The organism is Anoxybacillus sp. TBDG-1, from assembly GCF_054815885.1.
Genome location: NZ_JBTZSY010000058.1, coordinates 1 through 12445 on the forward strand (window position 1 = coordinate 1; position 12445 = coordinate 12445).

General features: G+C 39.4%; 20 protein-coding genes. 7 read left to right on the forward strand and 13 right to left on the reverse strand.

Annotated features, from left to right (window positions below):
• Nucleotides 1–134 precede the first annotated feature (134 nt).
• Nucleotides 135–368, forward strand: a complete 234-nt coding sequence (locus ACYQY7_RS12690; RefSeq protein ID WP_026011613.1) for a DUF378 domain-containing protein — start codon at nt 135–137, stop codon at nt 366–368.
• Between the two features lie 9 nt (nt 369–377).
• Here the strand turns inward: ACYQY7_RS12690 and ACYQY7_RS12695 are convergent, their stop codons facing one another.
• Nucleotides 378–722, reverse strand: coding sequence for a CvfD/Ygs/GSP13 family RNA-binding post-transcriptional regulator (locus ACYQY7_RS12695; protein WP_461202577.1), 345 nt, complete (start codon nt 720–722; stop codon nt 378–380).
• Between the two features lie 130 nt (nt 723–852).
• Here ACYQY7_RS12695 and ACYQY7_RS12700 point away from each other — a divergent pair, with 130 nt between their 5' ends.
• Entirely contained in the window at nt 853–1218 is a 366-nt protein-coding gene (locus ACYQY7_RS12700; protein WP_461202579.1) for a helix-turn-helix domain-containing protein, read from the forward strand.
• 16 nt (nt 1219–1234) lie between these two features.
• Here ACYQY7_RS12700 and ACYQY7_RS12705 read toward each other — a convergent pair whose 3' ends face one another.
• The 4 genes from ACYQY7_RS12705 to ACYQY7_RS12720 all read right to left on the reverse strand — a co-directional run bounded on the left by ACYQY7_RS12705 (nt 1235) and on the right by ACYQY7_RS12720 (nt 3756).
• Entirely contained in the window at nt 1235–2401 is a 1167-nt protein-coding gene (locus ACYQY7_RS12705) for an aminotransferase (protein ID WP_461202581.1), read from the reverse strand.
• Nucleotides 2401–2901 (reverse strand): Lrp/AsnC family transcriptional regulator, encoded by a 501-nt coding sequence (locus ACYQY7_RS12710; protein ID WP_461202583.1) that lies wholly within the window; start codon nt 2899–2901, stop codon nt 2401–2403. The genes ACYQY7_RS12705 and ACYQY7_RS12710 overlap by 1 nt, the downstream gene beginning before the upstream one ends.
• Before the next feature lie 90 nt (nt 2902–2991).
• Nucleotides 2992–3504, reverse strand: coding sequence for a superoxide dismutase family protein (locus ACYQY7_RS12715; protein WP_461202585.1), 513 nt, complete (start codon nt 3502–3504; stop codon nt 2992–2994).
• A 54-nt stretch (nt 3505–3558) separates the two neighbouring features.
• Complete coding sequence (locus ACYQY7_RS12720) at nt 3559–3756, reverse strand: hypothetical protein (RefSeq protein ID WP_461202587.1); 198 nt, start codon at nt 3754–3756, stop codon at nt 3559–3561.
• A 112-nt stretch (nt 3757–3868) separates the two neighbouring features.
• On the opposite strand from ACYQY7_RS12720, the gene ACYQY7_RS12725 reads away from it, so the two are divergent.
• From ACYQY7_RS12725 to ACYQY7_RS12735, 3 genes are all read left to right on the forward strand, one after another.
• Nucleotides 3869–4297: a hypothetical protein gene (locus ACYQY7_RS12725; RefSeq protein WP_461202588.1), complete on the forward strand. Its 429-nt coding sequence runs from the start codon at nt 3869–3871 to the stop codon at nt 4295–4297.
• 22 nt (nt 4298–4319) lie between these two features.
• Nucleotides 4320–5645, forward strand: a complete 1326-nt coding sequence (locus ACYQY7_RS12730; RefSeq protein ID WP_461202590.1) for an ArsB/NhaD family transporter — start codon at nt 4320–4322, stop codon at nt 5643–5645.
• 61 nt (nt 5646–5706) lie between these two features.
• Complete coding sequence (locus tag ACYQY7_RS12735; RefSeq protein ID WP_461202591.1) at nt 5707–6003, forward strand: hypothetical protein; 297 nt, start codon at nt 5707–5709, stop codon at nt 6001–6003.
• Here ACYQY7_RS12735 and ACYQY7_RS12740 read toward each other — a convergent pair.
• On the reverse strand, nt 5991–6140 hold the full coding sequence (locus tag ACYQY7_RS12740) for a hypothetical protein (protein WP_461202593.1): 150 nt from the start codon (nt 6138–6140) through the stop codon (nt 5991–5993). The two genes, ACYQY7_RS12735 and ACYQY7_RS12740, sit on opposite strands and share 13 nt — an antisense overlap.
• Before the next feature lie 110 nt (nt 6141–6250).
• Here ACYQY7_RS12740 and ACYQY7_RS12745 point away from each other — a divergent pair, with 110 nt between their 5' ends.
• Nucleotides 6251–6835: a biotin transporter BioY gene (locus tag ACYQY7_RS12745; protein WP_461202595.1), complete on the forward strand. Its 585-nt coding sequence runs from the start codon at nt 6251–6253 to the stop codon at nt 6833–6835.
• Between the two features lie 18 nt (nt 6836–6853).
• Here the strand turns inward: ACYQY7_RS12745 and ACYQY7_RS12750 are convergent, their stop codons facing one another.
• From ACYQY7_RS12750 to ACYQY7_RS12765, 4 genes are all read right to left on the reverse strand, one after another.
• Nucleotides 6854–7555 (reverse strand): 3D domain-containing protein, encoded by a 702-nt coding sequence (locus ACYQY7_RS12750; RefSeq protein WP_461202597.1) that lies wholly within the window; start codon nt 7553–7555, stop codon nt 6854–6856.
• Between the two features lie 97 nt (nt 7556–7652).
• Nucleotides 7653–7976, reverse strand: a complete 324-nt coding sequence (locus ACYQY7_RS12755; RefSeq protein ID WP_009362225.1) for a YuiB family protein — start codon at nt 7974–7976, stop codon at nt 7653–7655.
• A gap of 57 nt (nt 7977–8033) precedes the next feature.
• Nucleotides 8034–8162 carry a YuiA family protein gene (locus ACYQY7_RS12760; protein ID WP_461202599.1) on the reverse strand — a complete coding sequence of 43 codons (129 nt, stop codon included), beginning with the start codon at nt 8160–8162 and terminating at the stop codon, nt 8034–8036.
• Nucleotides 8163–8257: 95 nt separating this feature from the next.
• Nucleotides 8258–9484, reverse strand: a complete 1227-nt coding sequence (locus ACYQY7_RS12765; protein WP_461202601.1) for an NAD(P)/FAD-dependent oxidoreductase — start codon at nt 9482–9484, stop codon at nt 8258–8260.
• Nucleotides 9485–9778: 294 nt separating this feature from the next.
• Between ACYQY7_RS12765 and ACYQY7_RS12770 the strand changes: the two genes are divergently transcribed.
• Nucleotides 9779–10774: an NAD(P)/FAD-dependent oxidoreductase gene (locus ACYQY7_RS12770; RefSeq protein WP_461202603.1), complete on the forward strand. Its 996-nt coding sequence runs from the start codon at nt 9779–9781 to the stop codon at nt 10772–10774.
• A 15-nt stretch (nt 10775–10789) separates the two neighbouring features.
• On the opposite strand, the gene ACYQY7_RS12775 is transcribed toward ACYQY7_RS12770, so the two are convergent.
• From ACYQY7_RS12775 to dapF, 3 genes are read right to left on the reverse strand one after another with little or no spacing between them, the layout of a single operon-like run.
• Entirely contained in the window at nt 10790–11119 is a 330-nt protein-coding gene (locus ACYQY7_RS12775) for a LapA family protein (protein WP_461202605.1), read from the reverse strand.
• Between the two features lie 14 nt (nt 11120–11133).
• On the reverse strand, nt 11134–11496 hold the full coding sequence (locus tag ACYQY7_RS12780) for a HesB/IscA family protein (protein ID WP_461202607.1): 363 nt from the start codon (nt 11494–11496) through the stop codon (nt 11134–11136).
• 16 nt (nt 11497–11512) lie between these two features.
• Nucleotides 11513–12367, reverse strand: a complete 855-nt coding sequence (gene dapF / locus ACYQY7_RS12785; RefSeq protein ID WP_461202609.1) for a diaminopimelate epimerase — start codon at nt 12365–12367, stop codon at nt 11513–11515.
• Nucleotides 12368–12445 lie beyond the last annotated feature (78 nt).

Genomic DNA, 12445 nt, shown 5'->3' on the forward strand with positions numbered 1-12445 from the left:
TCTTTTTTGTTTGGTTGTAAATTTATGTTAGCGAATTTGCTCATCTACAGTAAAGAAAATTGTATTTTTCATGTATACTTCTTTAACAATGATCCATTCTATAAATGAATACGATGTTTTAAAGGAGGATGAACATGAGTACGTTACAACGAATCGCACTATTGCTTACTGTTATTGGAGCACTTAACTGGGGGCTCATTGGCTTTTTCCGCTTCGATCTTGTCGCAGCTATTTTTGGTGGGCAAGCATCAGCATTTGCTCGCATCGTTTATGCTCTCGTTGGAATTGCAGGGCTCATTAATCTCGTACTTCTGTTTAAACCGACAGAAGAGCTCGGACGTACAGAACCAAAAATATCAAGAACATAAACGATCAACTCACCGATCACTCGGTGAGTTGTATTTTTTCTTAGCTTCCGCAATCCATTTTTCAAGTTGGATTTTTAACGGTTCAAATCCTAAAGGGGTCTCGATATGTGTTGTATCATGATCGACATTCCGTAACGATAAGCTAATTCGCTTTGTTTTTTCATCAATGGCGATAATTTTTACCTGAACAGACTCCCCTACATTTACATAATCATAAATATTTTTTACATACCCATCGGTAATTTCTGAAATATGAATAAGCCCTTGTGTTCGTTCATCAAGCGATACAAATATACCGTATGGCTGTATTCCTGTCACAATACCCGTAACAATCGCACCTTCCTTCCACTCCAAATGAAACACTCCTCGTTTTTTGAAAAATTGTAACATAATTCGCTTAAAAAGTGTTAATTTTGTGCGCGAGTATAAATTGGAACATGGTATGATAAACATGTAAATGAATTTTCGAGAGGTGGGAGAATAAATGAGCACAATTGGCGAAAATATTCGCATGTATCGTGAACAACGAAATATGTCACAACAAGAATTAGCGATGAAAGTACGTGTAGGGGTAGCAACAATTCAAAAATATGAGTCAGGTGAGCAAGTTCCTGACACACCAACGATCTTAAAACTTTGTACTGCCCTCGATGTTCCTGCATCAGAATTGTTAGAACGGGAAGATTTATCCAATTCGTCTAGTCTTGACCCAGAAATTGAATACTTGATTAAGGAAATTGGCATTAAGCGCGCAAAGCTTATTTTGCGAAAAGCAAAAGAATTTAGCGAGGAAGATTTTTTGCGCGTCATGCAAATGTTATATGAGCTCAAATACAGCAAAGAAAGCTGACGATTGTCAGCTTTCTTTACAGTCGTTCAAGAAATCGCCTCATGCGCCGAATGGCCTCTTGTAGCTGTTCGAGCGATGATGCGTATGAACAACGAATATATCCCTCTCCACTTGCCCCGAACACATGACCAGGGACAACAGCAACTTTTTCCTCCAACAATAAACGCTCAGCAAACTGTTCTGATGTCATGCCTGTTGACTGAATGGACGGAAATGCATAAAACGCCCCTCCTGGTATATGACAAGAAAGACCAATTTCATTTAATGATTGAACAAAAAAGTTGCGTCGCTGTCGGTAACTTTTTCTCATTTCCTCGACATCGCCTGCTCCGTTTTGCAGTGCTTCAATAGCTGCATATTGCGCCATCGTCGGTGCACACATCATCGTGTATTGATGAATTTTTAACATCGCGGTAGCTAATTCTCTCGGTGCAGCAATAAATCCGAGGCGCCAACCTGTCATCGCAAAACCTTTCGAAAATCCATTAATTAAAATTGTTCGCTCTCGCATGCGATCAATTGCCGGAAAGCTTGTGTATTGTTCTTCGTAGCATAACTCTGCATAAATTTCATCTGAAATGACAAGCAAATCATGTTTTGCTACGATTCGCGCGATTTGCGCCAGTTCTTCCCTATTCAATACCGTTCCTGTCGGATTGTTTGGGGAACAAATAATTAATGCTTTCGTTTTCGGTGTCACGACTTGTTCAATTTGTTCGGGCTGAAGCTTAAACTGATGTTTTCCACTCGTTTGAATGGGAATTGGTACACCTCCAGCTAATGCAACAAGTGGCGCGTATGAAACAAAGCTCGGTTCAACAACAATGACTTCATCACCCGGATCCAAAATCGCTCTAAGAGAAACATCAAGCGCTTGACTTGCTCCGACCGTCACAATAATTTCATTTGCTGGATCGTATAGCACTTCAAAACGACGCGCTAAATAATGGCTAATTTCTTTTCGTAATTCCCATAAACCTGCGTTTGCAGTATATGATGTATATCCTTGTTCGAGTGATAAAATGCAAGCTTCCCGCACACTCCAAGGAGTAATAAAATCGGGCTCACCAACCCCAAGTGAAATGACCCCTTCCATGCTTGCTGCTAAATCAAAAAAACGACGAATACCGGACGGTTTTAAGCGTGATACGGTGTCAGATACGTACGTTTTCGTCTTTTGCATCACGGAGCCACCACGATTCTTCGATCTTGATCACCTTGTTCAAATACAGTGCCATCATGTTTATATTTCTTCAAAATAAAGTGAGTTGTTGTTGAAATAACGGAATCAAGCGTCGATAATTTTTCAGAAACAAAATGAGCGATCTCAGACATGGAACGTCCTTCAATCACAACAGATAAATCATATGCACCCGACATTAAATAGACGGATTTGACCTCTGGGAAGCGGTAAATACGTTCTGCTACTTCATCAAATCCGACACCTCGCTTTGGTGTTACTTTCACATCAATCATCGCCGTCACACCTTCATGCCCATCGACTTTTCGCCAGTCAATGATCGTTGCATACTGTACAATCACTTTCGCTTCTTCTAATTTTCTTATTATATCCTCTACTTCTGAAGCGGAGAGAGAAACCATTTTCGCCATCGTATCAATCGGTAAACGAGCGTTTTTTTCTAACAATTCAACGATTTCAATTTCTTTTTCAGTTAGTTTCACACGAATCACCCCTGACATAAATTTTCACATAATTTAGAAAAAAATGCACGCATTTTTTCAAAAAAATAAGCAAGACGACATCGCTTGCTGCTACCGTTTTTTTATGACACCGCATGCGATTCGCTTGCCTGCATTTCCTGCTGGCTGAGACATTCCATCATCTTTCGCTTCGTGGATTATAATGGATGTTCCTTCTTTTGTAAATAGACCATTTTTCTCTTCTGATAAATTGACATTTGGAGCTATTAATTGTACTTTGACCGTTCCATCTTCTTTCACGATTAAATTCGGTAAATCGCCTGCGTGCGCTCCTTCCGGATGAAGAAGACCATGTTCTTTTCCTTCTGGGTTAAAATGTTCCCCCGCTGATTTAAATTCAGGCGGTTCGCATGTCCCTTTGTCATGAATATGCATCGCATGCTCCCCAGGTGGAAGTCCTTTTAAATCAATATCTAGTTTTACTCCTTGAGGTTGTTGAGACATTTTAATCGTTCCAAGCGAGTCCCCATCTTCATTAATCATATTGACATTGACGTTTTTTACTTTTTGTTCCATACAACCGCTTATAAGTAATAAAACGACACATACAATGACTTGGCGCACAATAAGCCCTCCAAACTACATATTTGCCACTTATTATGCCCCGTTTGTATTCATTTAATCGTGTACTTGTTGTTTTTTCAACTGCTCTTCTAATTGTTTCGCTTTTTCCTCTTGACGCTTTGAAATTTTTATAATCAATCTCATTGTCAACACCGCAGCGATAAAAAATGCTGTAAATGAAATCGCAGCAGGGATGTATTCTGTTTTATCTTCTGGAAAGTATAGAAACAACCCAAATATAATGTTAGCCATACGATCAACCTCTCCATATGTTGTCTCACTCATTATATCATAAAGACAATTGTATCACTTTGCAAAAAGGAATATAATTGGATTCGTAAACAAAAAGGGGAGGCGTATTCGTTTGAAAAACGTCGTAATCCACAAAGTCATTACATTCGTATTTACAGAGGCACAATTGAGGGGGTATTGGAACGAACAGAAACAAAAAATTCCATTCGAATCTTTAACAAATGAGCAGTTGATGGCATTAGCTGAAGACATGTTAGCAAACTCTTCTCATAGCCAGCTCGAACAACATATTTTAGACCATGGTTGGCGTGTAAAAGAAGAAATAGAAGGAAAAGTGCTTGCAGAAGATGATTCACGTGAACATGTGCATGTGGAAGTGATCGATACAACGAAACAAGGGTCGCCGTCAACGAAATTGTTTATCGACCGCTTATTACAAATCGAATGCGCGAACTGCGGATTTTCTTTTTATGTTCGCAATGTAAACGCTGACACAATACATTTAAAATGTCCAAGCTGCCTTCAGCTACTAAAAAACTGAAAGAAGAAAGGAATGACAGATCGTGCATGAGGCAATGACTCATGAAATAAACAACTTCCAATATTATGCAGCCATTGCAATCTTTTTGATTACATACGCCATTATTATTTCAGAAAAAGTGAATCGAGCTGTGATTGCTTTATTAGGTGCCGCTTTCATGATCATTTTCGGCATCGTCGATTTACATCAAGCGTACACGCATCATATCGAATGGGGAACAATTACACTTTTAATCGGAATGATGATTCTTGTTAGCATTACGAGTAAGTCAGGATTTTTCCAATATGTTGCGGTCAAAGCTGCAAAAATGGCGAAAGGAAGCCCAATTAACATTTTAGTCATTTTATCATTGCTAACAGCTGTTCTTTCTGCCTTTCTCGACAATGTCACAACTGTTTTATTAATCGTTCCGGTTACATTCTCTATTACACGCATGTTAGAAGTAGAGCCTGTTCCATTTTTAATATCTGAAGTCCTTTTCTCAAACATTGGCGGAACAGCGACGTTAATTGGAGATCCACCGAACATTATGATCGGCTCTGCCAACAAACATTTGACGTTTAATGATTTCCTATTTAATTTAGGTCCTGTTGTGTTAATCATTATGCTCGTCATTGTCGTTATTTTGTATGTCTTTTATCGCAAACGCCTTCAAGCAAATGCGGCGCTCATCGAACGGCTGATGAAAATCGATGAAAAACAATATATTAAAGACGCGATCCTATTGAAAAAGTCTGTTTTTGTTCTTGCGTTAACCATTTTAGGTTTTACGCTTCATTCAGTCATTCATGTCGATGCAGCAGTCATCGCAATGACGGGAGCAGTCTTTTTAATGCTTATCGGGGTAAAAGAACATGATTTAGAGGAAGTATTCGCTTCTGTTGAGTGGACAACCATTTTCTTTTTTGCTGGATTGTTTACACTCGTCGGTGGTCTCGTTGATATTGGACTGATTAAAAGTTTGGCAGAGAAAGCTTTGGAAGTCACAGGGGGCGATATTCACTTCGCATCTTACTTAATTCTTTGGGTATCTGGCATCGCTTCTGCAACGATCGACAATATCCCATTTGTTGCAACGATGATCCCGCTTATTCAAGATATGGCTGTTGGCATGGGGTTATCTCCGGACTCCGCGCAAATTGATGTATTATGGTGGTCATTAGCACTTGGCGCTTGCTTAGGCGGAAATGGAACGTTGATCGGAGCATCAGCAAACGTGATCGTAGCAGGAATTGCTTCACGTGAAGGACACGGGTTCAGCTACTTTGATTTTCTGAAAATTGGGGCGCCACTTACTCTCATTTCTTTACTGATTTCACATGCTTATATTTTCATTCGTTACTTATAAAACGCTCGCCTTTGAGCGTTTTTTTCTTTTTATCATATACTGCTTGCAAGGAGGGAAAAAGATGTATCCAAATGTTGATATTACGCAATTTACACAATCGGCAAAAGCGATACAAAAGCTATTTAAAGATGCGACTGCTATTTCTACAAAAATTGAAAAAGATCCGACCTTTGCAAAACAACTGATGGAGAAAGCGCAACAATCAAAACAAGAAGAAGTACAGAAACAACTTCAATCTATTGTCATCGAATCAGAAATAAAAATTTCTTTTAATCCAAATACAATTCATATTACGCTTTCTCCCAAAAAAGGCGAGTCGCCTTGTTGCCAACTCACCTTTTTTCTTTACTGGCGATAATTTGGTGCCGCCATTTGTTTTTCACCAATATAGGCTGCATCGCGCAAATCATGACCGTCATCTGTTTCGCTGACATGAATGACATCTTCTTTTGCACCTAATCGATTTGCGCGAAGCAGTTGCTCTCCTTCTCTCATTGTCATCCCTCCGTATTGTTATATTGCGCAAGTACATCCCACTTATGTATTGACATGTTTTATTTTATCATATACCATTTCGTTAACGAATAAAAAAAGGAGGTTAACAAATGCGTGCAAAAGATTTAACGTTTATCGCCATGTTTGCAGCATTAATGGGGATTGGAGCAAACATTACATCATGGGCTCCTTTTCTCGTCATCGGAGGCGTTCCGATTACGCTACAAACATTTTTTTGCGTATTAGCCGGCGCCATTCTCGGAGCAAAACGCAGCGCGATCGCTATGACAGTTTATATGCTAATTGGATTGTTTGGCGCACCTGTTTTTGCGCGTTTTAGCGGAGGATTTTCAACGGTGATCTCTCCAACATTTGGCTTTATTCTTTCTTTTATTCTCGCGGCATACGTAACTGGCCTACTTATTGAAAAAAGCAAAAATCACTCGATCGCGCGTTTTATTATCGCAACAATCATCGGGATGGTCATTAACTACGTGGTCGGTACAAATTGGATGTATATGGCATTTAAATTATGGGCTGAAGCACCTGAAGGTTTCTCGTATACAATGGCATGGAGCTGGATGCTCGTTCCACTTCCAAAAGACATCATTTTATCAATCGTCGCTGGCGTCATTGCACCACGTATTTATCGAGCGTTAAACAATCAACGAACATATAACAAATATGTTGCCTAAAGAAAAAAGGAAGTTCGGTTATAGCCCGACTTCCTTTTTCTTTATATATTGTTGTCGAAACACTTGCATCGATTCATTTTCGTTTAGTGCCATCATCTCTTGCTCCGATAATTTTCCGTCTCCACGTTTAACGACATACACGTTTACTTTTTTCTTTCCCCAATGTTTATACACATCATCTACCGTTTCGTAATACAAATCAATTTTATGACCTTTAATTGCCGAACCCGTATCTGCAACGACACCATATCCGTATCCTGGGATAAATAAAATCGTTCCAATGGGGAAAACATTCAAATCTGCAGCAATCGTCGAATACAAATCACGTTTCACACGCACACCCGAATATGTAATGCCATAACCCGGGTGATCGGGCGTTTTTCCCGTTGACTCCACTCCTGCTGTATATCCTGTCGCTACAACCGTAACAGACGGATATTGTGACCAATCGAATGCTTCTTCTAACGTCAGCGATTCGTTCGTTGTTTGTTGGGATGATAGTTGTGTCGCTTGCTTTTCATGTTTGCGAAAACGATCGGTGACATATTCATACGTATCTGATGAAAATAATGATTTAAACGAGAAAAAAGAAAATCGTGAAGGTGAAAACCAATCAGATAGCATCTTCGCTTCAACGCCTGATATCGATTGAAATGTCGTCATGAACGCACACAAAAACAACACAACCATGGTCGTTCGTCTTAACCATTTTATACCCATTTATTCACTCCTCCCACGGTTGTATTTCTTTCCAACATTCAAAAAAAATATACATCAACCGCAAGAGAAATAAAAAAACCTCCACGATTGTGAAGGTTTAAAACATACGATATCCTTTTTTACGCAATGTTTGAATGACAATGCCTGAAACGATTGCGCCTACAATGCCGCTACTTAAAATAATTAAATCGGCGCTCGCTAACGACCCTATTCGCTCTTTCACATGCGCAAAGGAAGCAGATGGATTTGTCACATAGTCCATTATAGAAATTTGATCGATCCACAATAATAAAACGAACGGGCTTAATATCGCCATCGTCCACGTTGTTCGTAAAATCATATTCAATAAAAAGCCAATACCAAAAAATAAAACAAAAAACAATAAAATAGAAATAAATAAAACAGGAATGCTCATCTCCATACGTTTTCACCTCCAATACACCATTTTAAGTGTACTGAAAGCGAAAACATGAGTCAATTATTGCTTCATTGCCATTTCATCTTTTTCTACTCCTGTCCCTTCACAATAGTGACACGTTTCCGATCCTCCAACCGCAACATGAACATAACCGTTCCCTGCACAATATTGGCACATTGTTTTATTCATAGCCATCTCCCTTTTTTTCTTAATTTTCAGATAATTATACATAAAAATATATCATTTGTAAAGAAAAAACGAGCGAAAAGTCGCTTCGCTCGTTTTTATAATAGCTTGAATTTTCCTTTTTTTGCAACAAGTGTTGGACCACCAATTAAGTAAAGCGCACGGTTGTCAATGACTTTTTTCATGACGCTTGCTTTTGTACCCCAAATTTTCTTGCCGAATACGACACCGATCGCATCGTCGTGACCAAGCGAACATACCGTTCCTTTTAAGTCTGGTTTAAACGGTTGCAATTCCCCTTGACCACGAATTAACACAGCTAAGTTTTTCGCGCAAACTTCCCCTTGTTGCATTGCAATTTGCGCTGTTGGTGGATATGGACGATTCGTTTCTTCGTTAATAATTAACGCACAGTCCCCGACAACAAATACATCTTCATGTCCTGGGGCACGTAAGAACGGATCGACTTTGACACGACCGCGCATCGCCTCAAAGCCAGATTCATCAATGACGCGGCTTCCACGTACTCCAGCTGCCCATACAACTGTTCCAGCCTTAATTTCTTCAACTTGGTCATCTTTGCTAACAATAATGCCTTCCGGTGTACATTCTTTAATTGCTGTGCCGATTTTAAACTCAACACCTTTTTTCTCAAGAACATTTACCGCATACTCAACAAGTTCTGGATCAAAGCCAGGAAGAACCGTTGGAGCCGCTTCTACGCAAATGATGCGAACTTTATTCGGATCAACATCATATTCACGGCAAAGCTCAGGAACACGGTTAACTAGTTCCCCTAAAAATTCGATTCCTGTAAATCCTGCACCACCAACTACAATCGTCAAACGCTCATCACGTTTTTCTTCTTCTGTGCTATATGTCGCAAACTGATACTCAATATGCTCACGAATTTGACGAGCGGCATTGACGTTGGCGATCGAAAAAGCATATTCTTTTAAGCCTTTAATACCAAACGTTTCTGATTCAAATCCAAGCGCAACAACTAAATAATCATACGTTAATGGTTCATGATTTTGGAGGAGCACTTGTTTTTCTTCGAGAATGATTTTTTCAACCGTATCTTGAATGAATTTTACTTTGCTTTGGTCGATGACGTCAGCAATCGCATAGCGAACGCGCTCGTGGTGCAACGTTCCTGCTGCCGCTTCATGCAACCATGTCGATTCATAATGGTAATCATGTTTGTTGACAAGCGTAATGCTTGCTTCATTGACGCCAATCATTTTTTGTAAACGCGTCACTGTCATTAATCCACCATAACCTGCACCTAATACAACAACATTTGGCTTTCTCAAGCGAATCACTTCCACCTTTTCTTATTTTTTTTTAGCTTGCGCTTTTTGAACGATTTTTATCGTTTAGAAAGTTTGTGAATTTATTCACTAAACAGACCAAAAAAATACAACGTTTTGTAACAAAGTTGTCATTTCTACGTTAACATCTTATTCTTTTTTTCTCTCTTTTTCAAGAGTTATTTGTTCAATTTTTGATCATAATTTTTGTTGAGTGTATGTCGAAATTTTCAAAACAACGAAAGCGTTCAACCAGTTTTTATGGTATGATAATACATGAAAATTTACGTTTTAGGAGGAATGAACGTGAAAGAAGATCAAAAAGTGTACGATATTACCGTCATCGGTGGTGGTCCTGTCGGTCTATTTACAGCATTTTATGGTGGCATGCGTCAAGCAACCGTCAAGATTATCGAAAGTTTACCGCAACTTGGTGGTCAACTTTCTGCACTTTATCCAGAAAAATACATATATGATGTAGCAGGTTTCCCAAAAATTCGCGCACAACAACTGATTGACAACTTGAAAGAGCAAATGAGCAAATTCAATCCAGCAATTTGCTTAGAACAATCTGTTGAAAAGTTAGAAAAGCTGGAAGATGGTACATTTAAATTAACAACAAATAAAGAAATTCATTACTCCAAAGCAGTCATTATTACTGCTGGAAACGGTGCATTTCAGCCTCGTCGATTAGAGCTTGAAAGCGCTGTACAGTATGAAGGAAAAAATTTATATTATTTCGTTGATGATTTAAATAAGTTTGCTGGTCAAAACGTACTTGTATGCGGTGGTGGCGACTCTGCAGTTGACTGGGCGCTTATGCTTGAACCGATCGCTAAAAAAGTGACGATCGCACATCGTCGCGATAAATTCCGCGCGCATGAACATAGCGTCGAAAATTTAATGAAATCGTCTGTTAATGTAAAAACGCCGTTCGTTCCTGTTGAATTGATCGGAGATGAAAACGGTATCAAACAAGTCGTTTTAGAAGAAGTAAAAACGAAAGCGCGCGAGACGATTGATGTCGATGCCGTTATCGTCAACTATGGTTTCATTTCTTCGCTCGGACCAATTAAAGAGTGGGGATTAGAAATTGAGAAAAACTCCATTAAAGTTAACTCAAAAATGGAAACAAATATTCCAGGTGTGTATGCAGCAGGGGATATTTGCACATATGAAGGAAAAGTAAAACTAATTGCTTGCGGATTTGGTGAAGCACCAACAGCAGTCAATAACGCAAAATCATATATTGATCCAAACGCTAAAATACAACCGCTTCATTCTACATCAATGTTTGAATAACTCCAAGCCCTTCTCTTAAGAGAGGGGCTTCGAGTGATCATTTTCATTTGTCACATTTTGAATCGTCGTAGCTACTTCCTCGTGTGGCACGGAAGATGCCCGTAACTGCTCCATTTCTAGCTGTAACTTTTTTGTATAATTTCTCATCTTCACAAACTTCCATCCACCAACTAAAAAGACGATGAGTGCTCCAAGAGTAACAGAGCCTAAAATAACAATAACTAATGGCGTCTCGAAATAACCAACAATATAATTTACTTCAACATTTTGGATGTTGGCGATAGAAAATAGCGCAACAAGTAATGCAAACATAAGAGCAAAGATAATATTTCTTTGTCCCTTCATATGCTGTCCTCCTCCTAACATTCTTCTGGCGTTCCAGCATGAGTCGCTGTACGGAACGATGAACCGCAGCCGCATGAAGCAATCGCGTTCGGATTATGAATCGTAAATCCGCCACCCATCGCTCCTTGTTCATAATCAATCGTCGTTCCTTTTAGTACAGGCGCGCTCTCTTTATCGACTAATATACGTAAGCCGTCTTTTTCAAACTCATGATCATCTTCACGCTTATGATGTTCGAATCCCATCGCATAAGATAATCCGCTACATCCTCCACCATAGACGCCGACACGAAAATAAGCGTTTTCTTCCCCGCTTTCTTTCATCATCTGCTTCACTTGCTCCACTGCTTTTTCTGTTAACAAAACGATTTGTTCCATTCGAATCCACTCCTTTTTAATAATAGTATACACCTGTACAAATCGTTTCTGCAGCACCGCGCATCAACACATCTCCATTTTCTTTCCATGTAACGTACAAATCCCCACCGGCTAAATGGACAACTGTTTCTTCGTTTCGCTTCGTTTTTCCGTTTAACACGGAGGCCACAACCGCTGCACATGCCCCTGTTCCGCACGCTTGCGTCACACCCGACCCTCGCTCCCACACACGAAAATGAAGCTCACGGTCGTTTAACACTTCCACAAACTCTACATTAACTCCTTCTGGAAAACGCTCATCTTTTTCCACGACTGGTCCAAGCGTTGTAACTGGTGCTTTCTCGATATGATCAACATAAAACACAGCATGAGGATTCCCCATTGATACACCTGTCATATAGTACATATGTCCTTCAAATTCGATTGGTTCGCTAACGACAACATCATCCTCTTTTCCTATCATCGGTATTTCAGCGCGAGATAAACGAGGCTTTCCCATATTTACTTCTACACTATTGACCTTCCCATCTTCAACAAAAACACGAGCTTCGACAAGACCTGATAACGTTTCAATTATAAACTGTTCTTCTTGAACAATTCCGTGTTCATATGCATATTTCGCTACACATCTCAACCCGTTACCACAGTTTTTTCCTTCTGATCCATCGCTATTAAAAATACGCATTTTCACCGGTGCCACATCGGAAGGACAAATTAAAATGAGCCCATCTGAACCAATTCCTGTATGCACATTTGATACACGTTTTGCAATATGTGATAGTTCCTCCTCTGCTATATATTCCGTAAACATATTTACATAAATGTAACTATTCCCTAGACCGTGCATTTTCGCAAATGAAAAACTTCTCATATTTTCCCTCCGCATTCATGTTTGGTATTGTCAAAAGTTTTAAATACATACCCTAAGTTTTTATTGATTTTATGCGGT

Excerpts from the sequence above, each read along its gene's own strand:
- ACYQY7_RS12750 (WP_461202597.1), bottom strand. The coding sequence starts at position 7,555 with ATGGGTATAAAATGGTTAAGACGAACGACCATGGTTGTGTTGTTTTTG.
- ACYQY7_RS12700 (WP_461202579.1), top strand. The coding sequence starts at position 853 with ATGAGCACAATTGGCGAAAATATTCGCATGTATCGTGAACAACGAAAT.
- ACYQY7_RS12745 (WP_461202595.1), top strand. The coding sequence starts at position 6,251 with ATGCGTGCAAAAGATTTAACGTTTATCGCCATGTTTGCAGCATTAATG.
- ACYQY7_RS12760 (WP_461202599.1), bottom strand. The coding sequence starts at position 8,162 with ATGAATAAAACAATGTGCCAATATTGTGCAGGGAACGGTTATGTTCAT.
- ACYQY7_RS12780 (WP_461202607.1), bottom strand. The coding sequence starts at position 11,496 with ATGGAACAAATCGTTTTGTTAACAGAAAAAGCAGTGGAGCAAGTGAAG.
- ACYQY7_RS12775 (WP_461202605.1), bottom strand. The coding sequence starts at position 11,119 with ATGAAGGGACAAAGAAATATTATCTTTGCTCTTATGTTTGCATTACTT.
- ACYQY7_RS12755 (WP_009362225.1), bottom strand. The coding sequence starts at position 7,976 with ATGGAGATGAGCATTCCTGTTTTATTTATTTCTATTTTATTGTTTTTT.
- ACYQY7_RS12740 (WP_461202593.1), bottom strand. The coding sequence starts at position 6,140 with ATGAGAGAAGGAGAGCAACTGCTTCGCGCAAATCGATTAGGTGCAAAA.
- ACYQY7_RS12735 (WP_461202591.1), top strand. The coding sequence starts at position 5,707 with ATGTATCCAAATGTTGATATTACGCAATTTACACAATCGGCAAAAGCG.
- ACYQY7_RS12720 (WP_461202587.1), bottom strand. The coding sequence starts at position 3,756 with ATGGCTAACATTATATTTGGGTTGTTTCTATACTTTCCAGAAGATAAA.
- ACYQY7_RS12690 (WP_026011613.1), top strand. The coding sequence starts at position 135 with ATGAGTACGTTACAACGAATCGCACTATTGCTTACTGTTATTGGAGCA.
- ACYQY7_RS12705 (WP_461202581.1), bottom strand. The coding sequence starts at position 2,401 with ATGCAAAAGACGAAAACGTACGTATCTGACACCGTATCACGCTTAAAA.
- dapF (WP_461202609.1), bottom strand. The coding sequence starts at position 12,367 with ATGAGAAGTTTTTCATTTGCGAAAATGCACGGTCTAGGGAATAGTTAC.